Source organism: Accumulibacter sp. (assembly GCF_036625195.1).
Taxonomy (GTDB): domain Bacteria; phylum Pseudomonadota; class Gammaproteobacteria; order Burkholderiales; family Rhodocyclaceae; genus Accumulibacter.
Genome location: NZ_JAZKUG010000001.1, coordinates 917,797 through 935,405, shown reverse-complemented (window position 1 = coordinate 935,405; position 17,609 = coordinate 917,797). Strand labels below are relative to the sequence as shown.

At 67.5% G+C, this 17,609-nt stretch carries 14 protein-coding genes; 7 read left to right on the top strand and 7 right to left on the bottom strand.

The features are described 5' to 3' along the window. Positions 1 to 333: 333 nt before the first annotated feature. The 5 genes from V5B60_RS04115 to V5B60_RS04095 form a co-directional block, all read right to left on the bottom strand. Complete coding sequence (locus V5B60_RS04115) at positions 334 to 807, bottom strand: YqhA family protein (protein ID WP_332345753.1); 474 nt, start codon at positions 805 to 807, stop codon at positions 334 to 336. Between the two features lie 202 nt (positions 808 to 1,009). Beyond that, on the bottom strand, positions 1,010 to 1,132 hold the full coding sequence (locus V5B60_RS04110) for a hypothetical protein (protein ID WP_332345752.1): 123 nt from the start codon (positions 1,130 to 1,132) through the stop codon (positions 1,010 to 1,012). Positions 1,133 to 2,012: 880 nt separating this feature from the next. Further along, entirely contained in the window at positions 2,013 to 2,414 is a 402-nt protein-coding gene (locus V5B60_RS04105) for a TM2 domain-containing protein (protein WP_332345751.1), read from the bottom strand. A 144-nt stretch (positions 2,415 to 2,558) separates the two neighbouring features. Beyond that, positions 2,559 to 4,220 carry a PEP/pyruvate-binding domain-containing protein gene (locus V5B60_RS04100; RefSeq protein ID WP_332345750.1) on the bottom strand — a complete coding sequence of 554 codons (1,662 nt, stop codon included), beginning with the start codon at positions 4,218 to 4,220 and terminating at the stop codon, positions 2,559 to 2,561. 16 nt (positions 4,221 to 4,236) lie between these two features. After that, complete coding sequence (locus V5B60_RS04095) at positions 4,237 to 6,177, bottom strand: DUF47 family protein (protein ID WP_332345749.1); 1,941 nt, start codon at positions 6,175 to 6,177, stop codon at positions 4,237 to 4,239. Between the two features lie 429 nt (positions 6,178 to 6,606). Here V5B60_RS04095 and V5B60_RS04090 point away from each other — a divergent pair, with 429 nt between their 5' ends. The 4 genes from V5B60_RS04090 to V5B60_RS04075 are packed head-to-tail and all read left to right on the top strand — an operon-like array spanning position 6,607 to position 9,295. Further along, the gene (locus tag V5B60_RS04090; protein ID WP_332345748.1) at positions 6,607 to 7,191 is read left to right on the top strand and encodes an isochorismatase family protein; all 585 of its coding nucleotides are present in this window, start codon (positions 6,607 to 6,609) and stop codon (positions 7,189 to 7,191) included. After that, complete coding sequence (locus V5B60_RS04085) at positions 7,184 to 7,459, top strand: DUF1272 domain-containing protein (protein WP_332345747.1); 276 nt, start codon at positions 7,184 to 7,186, stop codon at positions 7,457 to 7,459. The genes V5B60_RS04090 and V5B60_RS04085 overlap by 8 nt, the downstream gene beginning before the upstream one ends. Beyond that, on the top strand, positions 7,446 to 8,336 hold the full coding sequence (locus tag V5B60_RS04080) for an EamA family transporter (RefSeq protein ID WP_332345746.1): 891 nt from the start codon (positions 7,446 to 7,448) through the stop codon (positions 8,334 to 8,336). The genes V5B60_RS04085 and V5B60_RS04080 overlap by 14 nt, the downstream gene beginning before the upstream one ends. Continuing rightward, complete coding sequence (locus tag V5B60_RS04075) at positions 8,333 to 9,295, top strand: GlxA family transcriptional regulator (RefSeq protein ID WP_332345745.1); 963 nt, start codon at positions 8,333 to 8,335, stop codon at positions 9,293 to 9,295. The genes V5B60_RS04080 and V5B60_RS04075 overlap by 4 nt, the downstream gene beginning before the upstream one ends. Before the next feature lie 213 nt (positions 9,296 to 9,508). Here V5B60_RS04075 and V5B60_RS04070 read toward each other — a convergent pair whose 3' ends face one another. Next, positions 9,509 to 12,574, bottom strand: coding sequence for an efflux RND transporter permease subunit (locus V5B60_RS04070; RefSeq protein ID WP_332345744.1), 3,066 nt, complete (start codon positions 12,572 to 12,574; stop codon positions 9,509 to 9,511). Further along, the gene (locus V5B60_RS04065; RefSeq protein WP_332345743.1) at positions 12,571 to 13,701 is read right to left on the bottom strand and encodes an efflux RND transporter periplasmic adaptor subunit; all 1,131 of its coding nucleotides are present in this window, start codon (positions 13,699 to 13,701) and stop codon (positions 12,571 to 12,573) included. Before V5B60_RS04065 ends, V5B60_RS04070 begins: the two co-directional genes overlap by 4 nt. A gap of 121 nt (positions 13,702 to 13,822) precedes the next feature. Between V5B60_RS04065 and V5B60_RS04060 the strand changes: the two genes are divergently transcribed. From V5B60_RS04060 to V5B60_RS04050, 3 genes are all read left to right on the top strand, one after another. After that, positions 13,823 to 14,143, top strand: coding sequence for a DUF485 domain-containing protein (locus tag V5B60_RS04060; protein ID WP_332345742.1), 321 nt, complete (start codon positions 13,823 to 13,825; stop codon positions 14,141 to 14,143). After that, positions 14,140 to 15,801, top strand: a complete 1,662-nt coding sequence (locus V5B60_RS04055) for a cation acetate symporter (protein ID WP_332345741.1) — start codon at positions 14,140 to 14,142, stop codon at positions 15,799 to 15,801. Before V5B60_RS04060 ends, V5B60_RS04055 begins: the two co-directional genes overlap by 4 nt. A 385-nt stretch (positions 15,802 to 16,186) precedes the next feature. Continuing rightward, positions 16,187 to 17,584, top strand: coding sequence for a carbonic anhydrase (locus V5B60_RS04050; RefSeq protein WP_332345740.1), 1,398 nt, complete (start codon positions 16,187 to 16,189; stop codon positions 17,582 to 17,584). The last annotated feature ends 25 nt before the right edge of the window (positions 17,585 to 17,609 follow it).

The window sequence follows — 17,609 nt, the reverse complement described above, 5'->3', positions numbered from 1 at the left end:
ACTCCTGGCAGGCGAGCCGCCGGTTGCTGGAATGACGGTTGGCGGCAAGTTCATCGGCACATGCAGGCGACAGCGATGGCTTTTCGCGGGTCGTAGGGGATTATCCGTGATCGCCGCGTCACCGGTCAACGTCAGCTCCGATCATGGGTGCAGGCAAGCGGGCCGCAGCAGACCCGGCCACCGTTCAGCTCAGGTCGTGATCCTGGCCACGGTTCGCAAGCCAGCGCCGGCAGGTCGACATCGTCCTGCCGACCACGGCTGGTCAGTCCAAACGTGCACCGCGCGGGCTGTCGCGGAGATGGCGTGGACGGCACTGCAGCTGCGTGCGAACCGCTACTTCCCGACGGCCTTGGCGACCCACAGGTAGATGTTCAGCGCCGCGATCACCAGCGCCACCGGCACGCCGATGTCGAACAGCGAGGTTTCGCCATTCCAGGACATGATCTGGCCGAGGAAAGTCACCGCCATCACCGCGATCACCACCGTCACCAGACTGGTCTTGAGGTCCTCGAAGCTGCTGATCTGCAGACGGGAGGCCACTTTGAAGTCCGCGTCGATGAACAACTCATAAAGTCCGAGTGCAAGGATCAGCATGACGGTGCCGAGCAGGAACAGATCGAAGACCTCGATGAAATAGAGCATCAGGGCCTTCGCGCCCGTGCTCGAGATGTCGCCGGAGGTGACCGTCCGTGTGATGACCGCGATGGTGTCGACGAGGCCATAGACGTACAGCGCCATCGCCGACAGGAGCGCACCAAGGACCGCGGCAAGTACCAGGAAACGACTGGCGTTGAGCAGCGGCCTCATGCGGGCGCATCCTGCGGATGGGCCGGATGCGCGCCGCACACGGCGATGGATCGGGGAAAAGGGACGAGCAGCGGCGCCGTCGACAGGCTGCACATCGGGAATCGGTAGCCACTCATCGCCGGCCTCGCAATCTGAAAAGCCGGAAGACTATCACCCCGCTGCGCCGCAGGCACCAGTCCGGAACCCGGCCGCGCCCGCTTGCTCAGGGCACCTTGACGAGAAAGTGCCAGACCGCGAGCAGGGTCAGGTGCAGGACGCCGGCGAGCAGGCTCGCGCGGCCGGTGCCGCAGGTGATCACGGCGACCAGGAACGACCGGGCCAGCAAACCCGGCCCGCCGGGCCTGACGCCGGTTTCGGGCGGGCTGTCGTTCGATTGTGATCAACCTCGTTCAGGGATTGGTCTCGCAGCTGACCCAGGCACCCTGTTTACTTGGAGGGGGCGAGCGAGTAGCCTTGCGCGCGGAGTTCGCACCCGTGCCGTCGGCGGTCGGTTTGCACGTGCGGCGGCAGCCGCGACGAATGCGCCGCATCCCCGGCATCTGCGCCGCGTGCTGCACCGCTTCCGGCATTGCCACCAGTGTTTTCACTGGGCGACGGAAAAACGTGCTCTGTCCCGTGTTGATTCTTGTACTCAGGCTGTCTTTGGAGGATAGAAACATGAAAGCATCACCATTTGCCTTGCCGGCAGCGTTTCTGGCCGTGACGCTCGCCTCCGCGGCGTACGGTGTGGAATGCGTCGAGGGGGTTCGCCGGGCCGGGTGTGAAACGGCGAGGGGTGCCGTGGAGGTCCGGAAGCCGGTTGAGCCGGTTCCGGTACGCGGCGTTGAAGTCGCTCCCGTGCATGCGGCCGAGGTGGCTCCCGCCCGGGGAGTTGAGGCAGTCCCCGCAAGGGAGGCTCCGGTGGCGCGCGAGGTCGAAGTGCGCGGGGCAACGGAATGCCGCATCGTCGACGGGCGGCGGGTCTGTCCCTAAGCAGGACTGCAACCCCCTTCGGACAACCCTTTGCCGCGGTGGATGCAGTCCACCACCGCGTCGACGCGGGAAGCGAAACCTGCGGTCGGCAAGCTGGCGGCCCACGGCGATGCTGATGCCCGTCGGCGTGAAGCCAGCCAGGGACTGCAGTGCGTCGCGGTGCGCCAGGCTGACTTCCTCGACTGTTGCCAGATCGATGCCCGGCAGTCGCGCGAGCCCCGCCGCGGGGCGGATCAGCCCGGCTGGCTGGCGTTGCGCAGGGAGATCTGCTGGTTCATCGTCCAGAAGTCGTACAGGACGCCGATCAGGAAAAGCCCGCCGGTTAGCAGGTAGAGGATGCCGGTCGGCCATTTGCCCTGATACATCCGGTGTATGCCGAGGACGCCGAGGAAGGTCAGCAGCAGCCAGGCGATGTTGTAGTCGATGGCGCCGGAATGGAAGCGCAGATCCGCGTCGCGATCCATTCCCGGGATCAGGAAGAGGTCGATCAGCCAACCGATTCCCAGCAGGCCGAGCGTAAAGAACCAGATCGTCCCGGTCACCGGCTTGCCGTAATAGAAGCGGTGCGCACCGAGAAAGCCGAAAAGCCAGAGCAGGTAGCCAATGAGCTTGCTGTGGTTGTCCCGTTCCTGCATGTGCATCACTCCGTGTCGTCAGCTTGCCTGCCGGGTGAAGCGACCATGGCCCGGCAGCGCGAAGCGCGAAGGGTACCATCTCGTCGCGCCGATGGCACCCCTCCCGAACCGGTTCGCGGCGGCGACGCCTGGCGGCGACGTCCTTCAGGCAGCGCGGGCGACGGCCGTTGCAGTGGTCTCGCTGCCGGCGGCGAGCCGGCGGCGCCAGTTCTCGACCTGCTGCAAGAGGTCGTCGGGCCTCTTCCTGATGACCTCCGGCCTGCCGGCAAGGATGCGGCCGTGGTTGCCGTCGAGGCACAGCCAGTCGCCCTCGGCGAGCTCGTGGCCCGCGATCCGGCAACGTCGCTGCGCGAGTTCGGGCACCAGTTCGCGGCAGCCGACCAGGCAGACCTTGCCGAGCTGTCTCGCCACCACCGCCGCGTGCGAGGTGCGACCGCCGAGCGCGGTGAGGATGCCGGCGCTGACGGCGATCCCGGCGATGTCCGCGGTCGCCGTTTCCTGCCGCACCAGCAGCACCGGATCGCCTGCCGCTGCCAGTCTCTCGGCAGCCGCGACATCGAGGACCAGGCGGCCAACCGCGATGCCGATGCCTGCCGGCGTGGCGCTGGCCAGGAAAGCCTGTTCGTCCGGGTGCGCCAGGCTGACTTCCTCGACGCTTGCCAGATCGATACCCTGCAGTTGCGCGAGCGCCGCCGCGGGACTGACCAGACCGGCGGCCACGAGGTCGACGGCGATGCGCAGCGCTGCCAGCGGCGTCCTCTTGGCAACCCGCGTCTGCAGCATGAACAGCTTGCCGTCCTCGACCGTGAACTCGAACTCCTGTGCATCACCGAATGCCCCCTCGAGTGCCGCGGCGATCTTTTCGATCTCGCGCCGGGTGTCGGGCAACAGCTTCTCGAGTGGCACTTCGTCAGCCAGCGCGTGCCGGCCCGAGACGACGTCCTCACCTTGGGCGTTGAACAGGAAATCCAGGTACAGTTCGCTGGCCCCGGTCGACGGGTCGCGGGAAAAGGCGACACCGGCGCCGGACATCCCCCCGGCGTTGCCGAATACCATCCGCTGCACCGTCACCGCGGTGCCCGGCGAATCGCCGATGTGGTGCGCCCGGCGGTAGCTGACGGCCTTCTCGGACTGCCACGAACGAACCACCGCCACGGCTGCCTGTTCGAGTTGCAGCATCGGATCCTGTGGAAACGGCGTGCCGGTGAGTTCCTCGAACAGTGCCAGATAGTCGCGGGTCAGCGCGGCGAGACTGCGAAAGTCGATCTCGCGCGAGCTGCTGGCCCCGCAGGCGCGCAGGCATTCGTCGAGACGACTGGCGAAGGCGCTTGCCGGGCACTCGTGCACGACTTCCGCGAAGCCCTGGACCAGGCGTCGGTAGCAGTCCCAGGCCAGGCGCGGATTGCCGGTGCTGCGGATGATCGCGTCGACCGTCAGATCGTTGACCCCGACGTCGAGCAGCGTTTCCATCATTCCGGGCATCGATACTGGCGCTCCGCTCCGCACCGAAACGAGCAAAGGCCGTCGCCGCGCGCCGAAGCCGAGGCCGCTCTCGCGCTCGACATGGCGGATTCCCTCGGCGAGCGCGTCGCGCAGTTCGGCCGATGCGCCGCCGGCAGCGGTGACGGCCTGCCGGGCGAAGCCGGTGGTGAGGACGAAACCCTGTGGAACCGGCAGTCCGAGGCCGCTCATCGCGACCAGGTTGAAAGCCTTGAAACCCATTTCGTCGACGCTGCCGGGCCGTGAGGCGGCCGCCTTGCCGCCGAACAGGAACGGCGAGCGCTGTGTTGCCGGTACTGCACCCATTCTTCTTTCTCCCATCCTAGTGTGCGGCGACTTCGTTCAGCGCGTGGTCGCGAAACTTCAGGGCGACGCACATCAGCTCGTCGGCCGCCTGTTCGAGGTTCTTGCCCGTCTCCGCCAGGACGTAGAGTTCGCGGAAGCTGCCGGCGCGGGCCAGCAGCGCGGCTTCCGCCGCACGCTCGGCATCGTCGCACTGGTGCTCGAGGGCGATGATGCGGTGCACACCGGCCAGCAGGTCCTGCATGTCCTCGCGCGACGAGGCGTCGCGCCCGCTGCGGGCGGTGGCGACGACCTTGACGTACTCCTGGGCAGCGGCCAGTACCAGCCGCGCCAGTGTTTCGAGCTGCCGACAGAGCTCGCCGTTGCTCTCCGCCGGCAGCGTCGTCAGGCGGAACGCGGCATCCTCGAGGCAGTCGACCACTTCGTCGGCCGCCTCGATGAGTTGCGCGAGGAAAGCGGCCGGTTCGCTGCGCCGCATCGCCAGTCGTGCCGCCTGGACCAGATCGTCCGCCTGCGATTCCCAGGCCTTGGCGCGCTCGGCGTTGTGGCCGAAATGACGCTGCCAGTCGGACAGACGGGCGCGCAGCAGGCTGTCGCGCAAGCCGGCGGCCACCTCCCAGGCCAGGGCGGCATGCTCGGCAGCCATGTCGAGCAGCCGTTCCTCGGCACCGCGGAAGAAGCGCGACAGCTCGACCACCACCTCGTCCTCGATCAGCAGGATCTGCTTGCCCTCGCGCAGTCCGAGCGAGGCCGCACGGAAGACGAACTGCATGAATTCCCGCGCCAGATTGCGCGGCAGCACGTCGTGCAGGAAGAGGCCGGGCCGATAGTCGCCGCGGGCGGCGAGCGCCAGGCCGCGATAGATCAGCTCGTCACCGCCACACTTGAGGAAGCCCATGTGTCCGACGTCCTCGTCTGCCGCCCACTTCAGCAGATCGGCCGCGTCGGCCTTGCCGAGCAGGCTGCGCAGGCGCTTGCGCGCCTTGTTCCAGTCGATCAGGAAGACCAGCCGCGAACCGAGGAAGGCGAGGAAGTCGAGCAGCCCGTCGCGGTCGCCGGCCTCGTGGCGGGCGACCGCCAGGTGATACAGGCCATCGTCCATGGCACCGTCACGACGCGACAGGATGTCGTCCCAGCGGACCTTCCAGCGTGCGAAGAGCGATGCGAAGAAGTTCAGTCGCTGCAGGTGAACGTCCGAATACAGGGTCGTCACCGTCAGGTTGTCGACGCGGATCACCAGGACATGCGCATCGGTCGTGCCGATGTCGTTCTGGATCACCACCACGCCGCCCGAACGGGCAGCGGTCGTGCCCAGCCCAGGATGATCGAACTTCAGGGGTGCCGTACGCCTGACCCCCTGCATGAAGGCCGCGACGAGTTCGCGATCCGCGTCCGCCAGTCCGTAGGTCATCGCGCCGTCTACCGATTCCGTCGCCAGCGCCGCCTGCAGGACGTTGAGTTCCTTGTGCAGGTCCATCACCAGCAGGTGCAGGCTGTCGCCGCGCTGGCGGTCGGCGCGCGTCATGGCGTCGATGCACGCCGCGTCGATCTGCTCGTCCTCGACGACGGCTGCTGCCGAGAGCTGTGCCAGACGCTCGTCGAAGCCAGCAGCGTGCCCGCAATCGGCGACCGCCGCCAGCGGTGCGATCATTTCGCGTATCGCCGCCAGCAACCGGTGCACGATCTGCTCGGCCTGCGGGATCAGGTAGGGTCCCTCCGGACTGCGCCGTGCGGCGGCCACCACCTGGTCGAGTGCGGGCTGATCGACCGACGAGGCGACCCGCTCCTCACGCAGCGTCGAGAAGGGGCGCTCGAGGTTGTCGGCGCGCAGGCGCGCGGTCTGCAACAGTGAAAAGTAATACTTGGCGCGGTCGTTCGCGGTCAGCGCGTCGTTGACCAGTGCCGGCAGCAACAGTGCGTCTTCGCCGAGCGCACAGACGATCTTGAGCTTTTCGGTCATCGTGGGAGTACTACCTGGTGACGGGACCGGTGCACGATGCACCGCCAGTGTTGCAGCCCGATGTCTGCTCCGTTGCGGAACGATGACGATCGTCGTCGCGGTCGTGGTGGCGCGGCGGGAAAAATGCCGCGCGCGATGCGAGCGGAGGGTGCTGCCGCAGCCAGCCAGTTAGCTGCCGACGAACCGAGGTGCCGGGTGCGCGCTGCCCATCCATTGCCGGCACAGCGGGCGCCGCATTCGACGTTCAGCCTAGCAAGGAACCGTCATCCGCGACCAAGGACTCATCCGACGTCGATGTCGCCAGCCCGCACTGCGCCGGCTCCCTGCCAACGATGGCGATTTCTGTCCGCTTGATGTCCGGAAAAGGTATCGTCGCCGGTGTTGACTGGCGTTAAGCTGGCAACGTTCTCAACCAAACGGGGTCCACAGATGTCCGCAACTGGTGTTCCGGGCGCGCGTCGCGCGGCGCTGATCATCATCGACGTGCAGGAGTCGTTCCGCCACATGCCGTACTGGTCGGAGCTGGACCTGCCGCCGTTCCGGGCGGCTCTGCTCCGCCTCGAAGCCGCTTGCCGGCAGCACGGCGTGCCGGTGATGCACGTCTTCCATGTCGAGCCGAGCGGCCCCTTCAGCATCGCTTCGGGGCATGTGCGTGCGCTCGACTGGCTACCGGGATCGCCCGACGCCTGCTTCTTCAAGCACACCCACAATGCCTTTTCGGACACCGGCCTCGATCTGCACTTGCGCCGCCTGCGCATCGACCGCCTGCTGATCGCCGGCATCCGCAGCGAGCAGTGCTGCGAGACGACGGCACGGGTCGGCTCGGACATCGGCTACGAGGTGGCGTTCGTCATCGACGCGACGCTCACCTTTGCGATGACGCATCCGCGAAGCGGTCGCGTCTTCTCGCCGGCGGAAATCAAGGAGCGCTGCGAACTGGTGCTCGCCGGACGCTTTGCACGCGTGCTCGGCGTCGACGAATGCCTGCAGGATCTGGGAAAAGCCGATGCTTGAACTGCGCCCGAACTGCGAGGCCTGCGACCGTGACCTGCCGCCGGATTCGACCGAGGCGATGATCTGTTCGTTCGAATGCACCTTCTGTGCCAGCTGCGCGATTTCACGACTGGCCGGTCGCTGCCCCAATTGTGGCGGCGAACTGCTTCGCCGCCCACGCCGTCCGGCCGACAGCCTGGTGCGCCACCCGGCGTCGACGCGGCGCATGGGCAGACCGTCCGCCGGCACCACCGGCGGCGACGAGGCTGGGCACGATGCATCCGCGTGACATCGCGCTGGCGCTGTTGGTGGTCGGTGCCTGGGGACTCAATTTTGCCGTGATCCGGACCGGCGTCGCCGAGGTTCCGCCGCTGTTGCTCGGTGCCCTGCGTTTCCTGCTCGCCGCTTTCCCGGCGGTGTTCTTCCTGCGCCCGCCGAAACTGCCCTGGCGCCTCTACCTGGCCTACGGCATGAGCATCTCGGTCGGGCAGTTCGCCTTCCTGTTCTCTGCGATCCACCTCGGCATGCCGTCCGGCCTCGCGTCGCTGGTGCTGCAGTCGCAGGCCTTCCTGACGATGATTCTCGCCGCCGTGTGGCTGAAGGAGCGCTGGCAGGGCCACCAACTCGCCGGCCTGGTGCTGGCGGCGGGCGGCTTGGCCGTGATCGGCTCGGCGCACGGCCTCGAGATGCCGCTGCTGGGCTTTCTGTTGACGCTGGCCGCCGCCTCGATGTGGGCCACGGGCAACATCGTCACCCGCGCAGTGGGCCGCTATGGGCCGACCAACCAGCTCGCTTTCGTCGTCTGGGCGGGCCTCGTGCCCCCGCTGCCCTTCTTCGCGCTGTCGCTGCTGCTCGAAGGCTGGCCGGCGATCGATTCGGCGATCAGCGCCTTCAGCCTGCGCTCGTTCGCCGCAGTCGCCTATCTCGCCTGGGCGGCGACGCTGCTCGGCTACGGTTTGTGGACGCGCCTGCTTGGCGCTTACCCGGTCAACCAGGTTGCGCCGTTCAGTCTGCTGGTGCCGCTGGTCGGGCTGACGACCGGCTGGCTGGCATTTGGCGAGGCGCTGCAGCCGCTGCACTTCGCCGGTGCCGCGTTGCTGATGCTCGGCCTGGTGATCAATCTGTTCGGCGCCCGTCTTCTGCTCCGGGTCGGCGTGCGAGCATGACGCTGTCGGTGTGGTTCGTCCTCACCCCGGGCGTCCTCATGCTCGACTACGCCGGACCGGCGGAAGCACTGCGCATGGCCGCCGAGATGGGTGCCAACCTGGTGCTGCACCACTGCGCACCGGTGCCGCGACTCGCCACCTCGCTCGCCGTGGAAATCGGCGGCCTGCGCGCACTGCCGCCCGAACTGCCGCCGCACAGTCTGCTGATCGTCACCGGCAATGCCTGCGAGGCCGAAGACTACGCCCGGCCGGAAGCGCACGCCGTCGTCGACTGGTTGCGCCACGCCCCGCGCGCCGACACCGCCATCGCCAGCATCTGTTCCGGCGCGCTGCTGCTGGCTGCCGCCGGCCTGCTCGAGCATCGCCAATGCACGACCCACCACAACCTGATCGACGATCTGCGGGCTCTGGCGCCGACTGCCCGGGTGCTGGAGAACCGGGTCTTCGTCGAGGATGGCCCGCTGCTGACCAGCGCCGGCATCACCACCGGCATCGACCTGGCACTCTACCTGATCGAACGACATGCCGGCGCCGAACTGGCCGTGCGGGTCGCTCGCCGGCTTGTCGTCTACCTGCGTCGCAGCGGCCATGACGAGCAGCTCTCCCCTTGGCTGGCACATCGCAACCACCTGCATCCGGCCGTACACCGTGCGCAGGACGCGATGGCGCAGGAGCCGGAGCGATCCTGGACGCTGGCTGAACTGGCGGAACGGGCGCACGTCAGCACGCGGCATCTCACGCGGCTGTTTGCCGAGCACGCCGGCGTCGGCGTGCTGGCCTACCAGCAGCAGTTGCGCATCGCGCGTGCCCGCGAACTGCTCGCCGGCGGGCGGCTGTCCATCGAGCGTGTCGCCGAACTGAGCGGCTTCAAATCGGCCCGCGATTTTCGCCGTGTCTGGCAGCGGCATGAAGCCGGCGCGCCGGGTGAGCTGCGCCGGCGAATCGCCGCTGCCCGCTAGCCGGAGACCATGCTGGCGCGGTTGCGGCAGCCGCGATGCGACGGCCAGCATCGCCAGGCCGAAACCGTGGAAGGACTCAGGCATCGCTGCGGAATCGCCGACCGATCACTGCGGCTCATGCCCGGAGTGATCGGCACACGGAAACGCGCCGTCAGGCACCAGCGGCCAGCCGCTTGCCTTGCCTGTGCGGTCGCCAACACCGGGGTGCAATGGTCAGGAACGGCCTCCTCGGCGCAGCCGCCGCCGTAACCACATGATGCCGTCGTCCACGTAGGTGTAGACGACCGGGATGACGAGCAGGCTGAGGAAGGTGGAGGTGATCAGCCCGCCAATGACGACGATCGCCATCGGCGCGCGGAAACTCGGGTCGGTGCCGAGCCCGATGGCGATCGGCAGCATGCCGGCACCCATGGCGACGGTGGTCATGACGATCGGCCGGGCGCGCTTGCGGCAGGCGTCGAGCAGCGCCTGCCAGCGGTCGAGCCCGAGATCGCGGCGGGCGAGGACGATGTAGTCGACGAGCAGGATCGAGTTCTTGGTGGCGATTCCCATCAGCATGATGAGGCCGATCATCGACGGCATCGACAGCGCCGTACCGGTGACGAAGAGGGCGAGGAAGGCGCCGGGTATCGACAGCACGAGGGCAACCAGGATGGTCACCGGCTGCACGAAGTCCTTCAGCAGCAGGACCAGCACGGCGTAAATGCACAGCACACCAGTCAGCATCGCCAGACCGAAGCCGCGGAACAGCTCGCCCATCGCTTCGGCATCGCCGACCGTCGTCTGCAGGATTCCCGGCGGCAGCTTCTGCAGGCTCGGCAGCGCCAGCGCCAGCGCCTCGACCTCGCCCAGCGGCTGCTGGTTGAGCTCGATCTCGAAGTTGACGTTGCGCAGGCGGTCGTAGCGGTCGATCTCGGCCGGACCGCCCGCGAGACTGAGATCGGCGACCTGGCCGATCATCACCGGCCCGTTCTTTCCCGGCACCGTCAGACGTTCGAGCAGGCCCAGATCCTGGCGCGCTGCCGCTGGCAGCTTGACGACGATCGGCAGCTGTCGCTGCGCCAGGTTGAGCTTGGCGAGGCTCTGGTCGTAGTCGCCGGCGGTGGCGATGCGCAGCACCTCGGCGATCGCCGCCGAGGTCACGCCGAGGTCGGCGGCGGCAGCGAAATCCGGCCGCACGACTAGTTCCGGGCGCACCAGCCCGGCACTGGAAGTCACGGCACCGATTCCCGGCAGGCTGCGCAATTCGCGCTCGACGACGCGGGCGTGCCCGGCGAGCAGCGCGCCGTCCTCGCCGGCGAGGACGAGCACGTATTTTTCGCTCGAACCGCCGAGACCCACCTTCACCTGGATGCCTGGCAGGACGGTCAGGGCGTCACGCAACTGTTGTTCGACGTCCTGCTTGCGGACCCCGCCGCGCGTACTGCGCGGCGTCATGTTGATCGTCAGCGTCGCCTTGCGGACCTCGGCCGCGCCACGCGGCGCAAACGGGTCGCTGCCGGTGGCACCGCCACCGATGGCGGTGTAGATCATCCGCACATGCGGGTGCTGCTCGATGATCCGCCGCGCTGCCTCGGCAGCGGCCAGGGTCTCGCGGAAGCTGCTGCCCGGTTGCAGCGCCAGATGGACCTGCGTCTGCGACAGATCGTCCGGTGGCAGGAAGCCTTTCGGCAGCAGCGGCAGGAGAGCGAACGAGCCGATGAAGAAGGCGAGTGCGGTCGCCACCGTGACCCGCCGATGCGACAGGAAGGCCGTCACCCAGCGGCCGTAGAGCCGCAGCCACGCCGCCTCGGTCGCCATGCCACGCGGCGGTCGCAGCAGATGGGCGGCCATCATCGGCGTCAGCATGCGGGCGACGACGAGCGAGAAGAAGACGGCGATCGCCGCCGTCCAGCCGAAGTGGACGAAGAACTTGCCGGCCACCCCGCTCATGAATGCGGTCGGCAGGAAGACGGCGATCAGGGTGAAGGTGGTGGCGATGACCGCCATGCCGATCTCGTCGGCCGCTTCCATCGCCGCCTGGTACGGCGTCTTGCCGAGACGAAGGTGGCGCATGATGTTCTCGATCTCGACGATCGCGTCGTCGACCAGGACGCCGACGACCAGCGACAGCGCCAGCAGGGTGACGACGTTCAGCGTGAAGCCCAGCAGGTGCATGGCGGCAAAGGTCGGGATGATCGACAGGGGCAGCGCGAGCGCCGAGACCAGGGTCGCCCGCCAGTCGCGGAGGAACAACCAGACGACGATCACGGCGAGGATCGCGCCTTCGATCAGGAGCCACATCGAGCCCTCGAAGTTGTCGACCACCGGGTCGACGAAGTTGAAGGCCTCGCTGATGGCAATGTCGGGATGCGCCGCCTGCAGGGCCTGCAGCGCCGCGCGCACACCCTGCGCGACGGCTGCCTCGCTGGCACCGCGCGCGCGGACGATCTCGAAGCCGACGACGGGCCGGCCATCGAGCAGGGCGGCCGAGCGCTGCTCGGCGACCGTGTCGCTGACCGTCGCCAGTTCGCTCAGGCGCACGCGCCGGCCATCGCCGAGGGCGATCTCGAGCGCGGCGAGCTCGTCGGCCGACTGCACCGTCGCGATCGTCCGCACCGACTGCTCGACGCCACCGACGTCGGCGCGACCACCGGCTGCTTCCTGCTGCACTTCGCGCAGCTGGCGCGAGATGTCCGCCGCCGTGGCGCGCAGGGCGAGCAGGCGGGCGGGGTCGAGTTCGATGCGGATCTCGCGGCTGACGCCGCCGACGCGGGTGACCGAGCCGACCCCGCGCACGCTGAGAAGGGTCCGCGTCACCGTATTGTCGACGAACCAGGAAAGGGCTTCGTCGTCCATGCGGCTCGAGGCGACGGTGTAGGTCAGGATCGGCGCGCCGGCAAGGGTGACCCGCGAGATCACCGGATCCTTGAGGTCGGCGGGCAGGTCGGAGCGAACCCGGGAAACCGCATCGCGGACGTCGTCGACCGCTTCCTGGGTCGGCTTCTCGAGCCGGAACTCGACGGTGATCGTCGCCAGACCGTCCTGCACCTTGGTGTAGATGTGCTTGACGCCCTGCAGTGTGGCGACCGAGTTCTCGATCTTGCGCGCCACCTCGTTCTCCATCTGCGCCGGCGCTGCACCGGGCAGGCTGGCGCTGACGGCTACGGTCGGCAGATCGACGTCGGGAAACTGCTGGATGCCCATTCCGCTGAAGGCCATCAGCCCGAACAGGGTGAGCAGCGCGAAGAACAGAAGCGAGGCGATCGGGTTGCGGATCGACCACGCGGAAACGTTCATTGCGGCTTTCCGGCGGCGACGAGACGGACCGTGTCGCCGTCGGCGAGGAAGGCGCCGCCGCTGGCGACCACCATCTCGCCGGCAGCGAGACCGCTGCTGATCTCGATCCGCTCACCGTTGCGACGACCGCTGCCGACTTTCACTTCGCGCACCGTCGCCAGTTGGTCGGGACTCGCGGCGGCAGGTTCGATGCGGAAGACGTAGCTGAAGCCCTCGCGCAGGAGCACCGCCGATTGCGGCAGGCTCAGTGCCGGACGTCGACCGAACTCGAACTGTCCGCGGACGAACATGCCGGCGCTCAGGACGTCGGCGGCGGTTGGCGGCAGATCGACATAGACCAGGCCGTTGCGCGTCTGCGCGTCCACGCTCGGCGCCACGGCCCGCACCCGGCCGTCGACGACGGCGCCGCCGGGAGTCTCCAGCCGCGCCGGCTGACCCGGCCGGAAGAGCGCCAGCTCGTTGGCAGTGACCTCGGCACGCCACTCGAGGCGACCGCCGCGAATCAGCCGAAACAGCTCCTGTCCGGGTTGCGTCAGCGAACCGACGGTTGCGGCGCGCGCGCTGATGATGCCGTCGTCCGGCGCCAGCACATCGGCCCTGGCGCGCCGCAGTTCGTTGGCGCGCAGCCGCGCCTGTGCCGCATGCAGCCGGGCCAGAGCCGTTGCCGCGGCGGTTTCGCTCTGGATCCCCTGCTGCGGGCTGTAGAAGCCCTTCTCGCGCAGCTGTTTCGAGCGTTCGTGGTTGGCGCGCGCCTCGGCCAGCGTCGCTTCGGCCTCGGCGACCGCTGCCTGCGCCTCGGCCAGTTCGCTGTCTACGGTTTCGCTGTCGATGCGCGCCAGGACGGCGCCCTTGCGCACCCGATCACCGACGTTGGCGCGCACCTCGGTGATGCGCTGGTTGCTCAGCTCGGGGCCAATGATCGCCTCCTGCCACGCGGCGACGTTGCCGCCGGCCGCCAGCGTCAGCGGCCAGTCGAGCCACTCCGGGGCGACGGCGCTGACCGTCAGTGCCGCCCGGGCAGCCGGCGGCTGCGCCGATGTCGATGCCTGCGGCTGGCATGCAGCCACCGCGACCGCCAGGACCGTCGCCAAAAAAACGACGACTGGCGTCTTTCTGCCCTTCTTCATTGTTTGAACAAGCCATTGATCTGGGTTAGTATTCCGCGCGGCAAGGGGATCGTCTTGTCGGCAACGGGTCAACACCGCTGCCAAACGGCGTCAACAATATCAAAGAGGAGGTCACGTTATCATGAGTAGTGTGATGTATGAGCGAATGCGGGTGAATCCCAAGTTCCAGAAACTGGTCCAGGAGCGGGGGCGCTTCGCCTGGACCCTGGCGACGATCGTGCTGGTCCTGTTCTACGGCTTTTTCATGCTCGTCGCGTTCAACCGGGAGTTGCTCGGGCAGAAGATCGCCGAGGGTTCGATGTGGCCGATCGGCTACACGATCGAGCTGGTCCTCTTCATCTTCTTCTGGCTGACGACGGTGGTCTACGTCCGCCGTGCCAACGGCGAGTTCGACGACCTGACGCAAGAGCTGATCAAGGAAGCTCAGAAGGAGGGCAAATGATCACGCGTTCTCTAACGGCCCTGGCCGTCTCCGGCTTTGCCAGCCTGGCGCACGCCGCGCCGGCCGTCGAGGCGACAGCCAAGCAGGCGACCAACTGGCACGCGATCATCATGTTCCTGATCTTCGTGTCGATGACGCTGTTCATCACCAAGTGGGCGGCCAGCCGCACCAAGACCACCGCCGACTTCTACACCGCCGGCGGCGGCATCACCGGCTTCCAGAACGGCCTGGCGATCGCCGGCGACTACATGTCGGCAGCGACCCTGCTCGGGCTGACGGCGATGGCATACAGCCAGGGCTACGACGCCTACATCTACATGCTGGCGTTCTTTGCGGGCTGGCCGATCATCCTCTTCCTGATGGCGGAGCGGCTGCGCAACCTCGGCCGTTTCACCTTTGCCGACATCACCTCGTACCGTCTCGACCAGGGAACGGTGCGGACGATGGCGGCCATCTCGTCGCTGGTCGTGGTCGTCTTCTACCTGATCGCCCAGATGGTGGGTGCCGGCCAGCTGATAAAACTGCTCTTCGGTCTCGACTACAACATCGCGATCTTCATCGTCGGCATCCTGATGATGATCTACGTCGCTTTCGGCGGCATGGTCGCAACGACCTGGGTGCAGATCATCAAGGCTTGCCTGTTGCTGTTCGGTGGCACGCTGACGCTGCTCCTCGCCTACACGCAGTTCGGCTTTTCCTTCACCGAACTGCTGACCAAGGCGGAAGCGGTGCACAAGCTGGGTGCCAAGCTGATGGCGCCCGGCAGCCTGCTCGCCGACCCGATCACCGCAATCTCGCTCGGCCTCGGCCTGATGTTCGGTACCGCCGGTCTGCCGCACATCCTGATGCGCTTCTTCACCGTCGGCAACGCCAAGGAAGCGCGGAAATCGGTGCTCTACGCATCGGGCTTCGTCGGTTTCTTCTTCAACGTCATCTTCCTGATGGGCCTCTGCGCGGTCATCATCGTCGGCCAGAACCCCGAATTCTTCGAGGGTGGCGTCGTCGGTGGCAAGCTGATCGGCGGCGGCAACATGGTCGCGATGCACCTCGCCAAGGCAGTTGGCGGCAATATGCTGCTTGGCTTCCTGGCGGCGGTCGCCTTCGCCACCATCCTGGCGGTCGTCGCCGGTCTGGCGCTCGCTGGTGCCGCGTCGATCTCGCATGACATCTATGCGCGCGTGATCCGCAAGGGTCAGGCAACCGAAAAGGAGGAGGTGCGCGTTTCACGTTATTCGGTCATCGGTCTCGGCCTGCTGGCGATCGTCCTCGGCATCATGTTCGAGAAGATGAACATCGCCTTCATGGTCGGCCTGGCTTTCGGCGTTGCCGCCGCCGCCAACTTCCCGGTGCTGATCCTGTCGATGTACTGGAAGGGGCTGACGACGCGTGGCGCGCTCTGGGGCGGTTACGGCGGCGTCATCTCGGCCGTCCTCTTCGTCCTCTTCTCGAAATCGGTGTGGGTCGACGTGCTCGGCAACAAGGCTGCGCTGTTCCCCTACACGCAGCCGGCGCTGTTCGCCATGCCAATCGCGTTCATCCTCGCCTACATCATGTCGAAGAGCGACAGCAGCGCCCGCGCGAAAGCCGAGATCGCCGCCTTCGACGACCAGTACGTGCGCGCACAGACGGGTTTCGGCGCTTCCGGCGCCAGCCACTGAGTCGTCCGCAGTACCTGCAGCCCTGGCGGAGCAATCGCCCGCCAGGGCTTTTTGTCGTTTACCCGGCGGTGCCCTTCGATCGCACGCCACCTCCGCGAGCGGTCGGGCGCCGCCCGGGCTGACCGCCCGCGCCGCCAGGCCGCGCAGCCGCCGGTTGCAGCGAAGCGGGTCCCTGCCACCGCCCGCCGAAGCGCGCGGCCAACGGTCATGACCGTCGACATACCCCGGATGATGGAAGCCATGACCGCTTGCCGCATCCCCGGCGCTTCGCCCGTGTGCGGGAGAAGGGAGATTCGCGAGTCGCGGACGCGACTTTCACGTTAAAGAACGCTCCGCTGGTGCCGTGAACTCACTGTTGTATGGAACCACTCCACGGAGCCGTCGGATGCAGCCACACAGCAGAATCATCTTCACAGCCCTGATCATGCTGGCGCCGCCCGTCGCACCGGCCGCGTGGCAGGTGATCTCGTCCGAGCCGGGCAAGCGGATCGAGATCGACCGCAGCAGCATCACCCGTGACGAGCGCGGACGAACCGTTGCCCTCGGCCGCATCATCCTCGAGAAGCCGATCATCGATCCGAAGACCTCGTCGGCGTACCGCATCGTCCAGGCGCTGAGCAGCTACGACTGCGCGGCGCGCAGCTACAGCACGCTCAAGCGCAGCTACTTCAAGGAGGAAGGCCAGCTGTTGCGCGAGGATGAGGTCAAGGTGCAGGTCGACATGCCGGTGCGCTCGGGAATGCTCGACGACAAGCTGCTGCGCGAGGTGTGTCGGCCGAAGGCGGGCGGCGAAGCGGCCCTCGCCGCCCGTCGCACGGCCGACCGGGTCAATGAGGCGACTGGCGAACTGCGCAAGGCGAACGAGGCTCTGCTGCAGAACGATGTCCGCCGTGCCAACCTGCCGACGCCGCCACCAGCAGCCGAGAAGCCCGAGGGCGAGAGCCGACGTCCGCAGCCCGCTGGCCCGGCTGCCAGCACCGGGCCGACGCCGCGGCCGGTGCGCCAGGCGCCGCTCGCGCGGGCCGAGCCGGGTGCCGACGCGCCACGTGCCGGCAGGGCGCAGCCGGTCGTGCGCCCCGAGCCTGCCGGCAGCGTGCGGCCGGCCCGATCGGCTCACTGGTCGTACGAGGGGGACACCGCTCCCGAGCACTGGGGAAAGCTGAAGCCCGAGTACGCCCTTTGCGCCTCCGGCATGCGCCAGTCGCCGATCGACATTCGCGACGGCTTCCGCGTCGATCTCGAGCCGATCCAGTTCCGCTATCGTCCATCTGAGTTTCGCGTCGTCGACAACGGGCACACCGTCCAGGTCGAGGTCGGTGGCAGCAGCATCAGCCTGCTCGGCAAGAGCTACGACCTCGTCCAGTTCCACTTCCACCGGCCGTCGGAGGAGCGCGTCGACGGCAAGTCCTTCGACATGGTGGCGCATCTCGTGCATCGTTCGGAAGACGGCCGCCTGGCGGTCGTCGCCATCCTGCTCGAGAAGGGCATGGAGCATCCGCTGATCCAGACGGTCTGGAACAACCTGCCGCTGGAGAAGGGGGAGTACGTGATGCCCCCCGGATTGAGCATCGACCTCGCACAACTGCTGCCGGCCGAGCGGAGTTACTACACCTACATGGGGTCGCTGACCACGCCGCCCTGCAGCGAGGGCGTCCTGTGGCTCGTGCTGCGGCAACCGCAACAGATTTCGGCTGAACAGCTGGCGATCTTCGCACGCCTCTACCGGCACAATGCGCGCCCGATCCAGCCGAGCTTCGGCCGCATGATCAAGGAATCGCGCTAGCCCGGCGACGGCAAGGGCCGCCGGT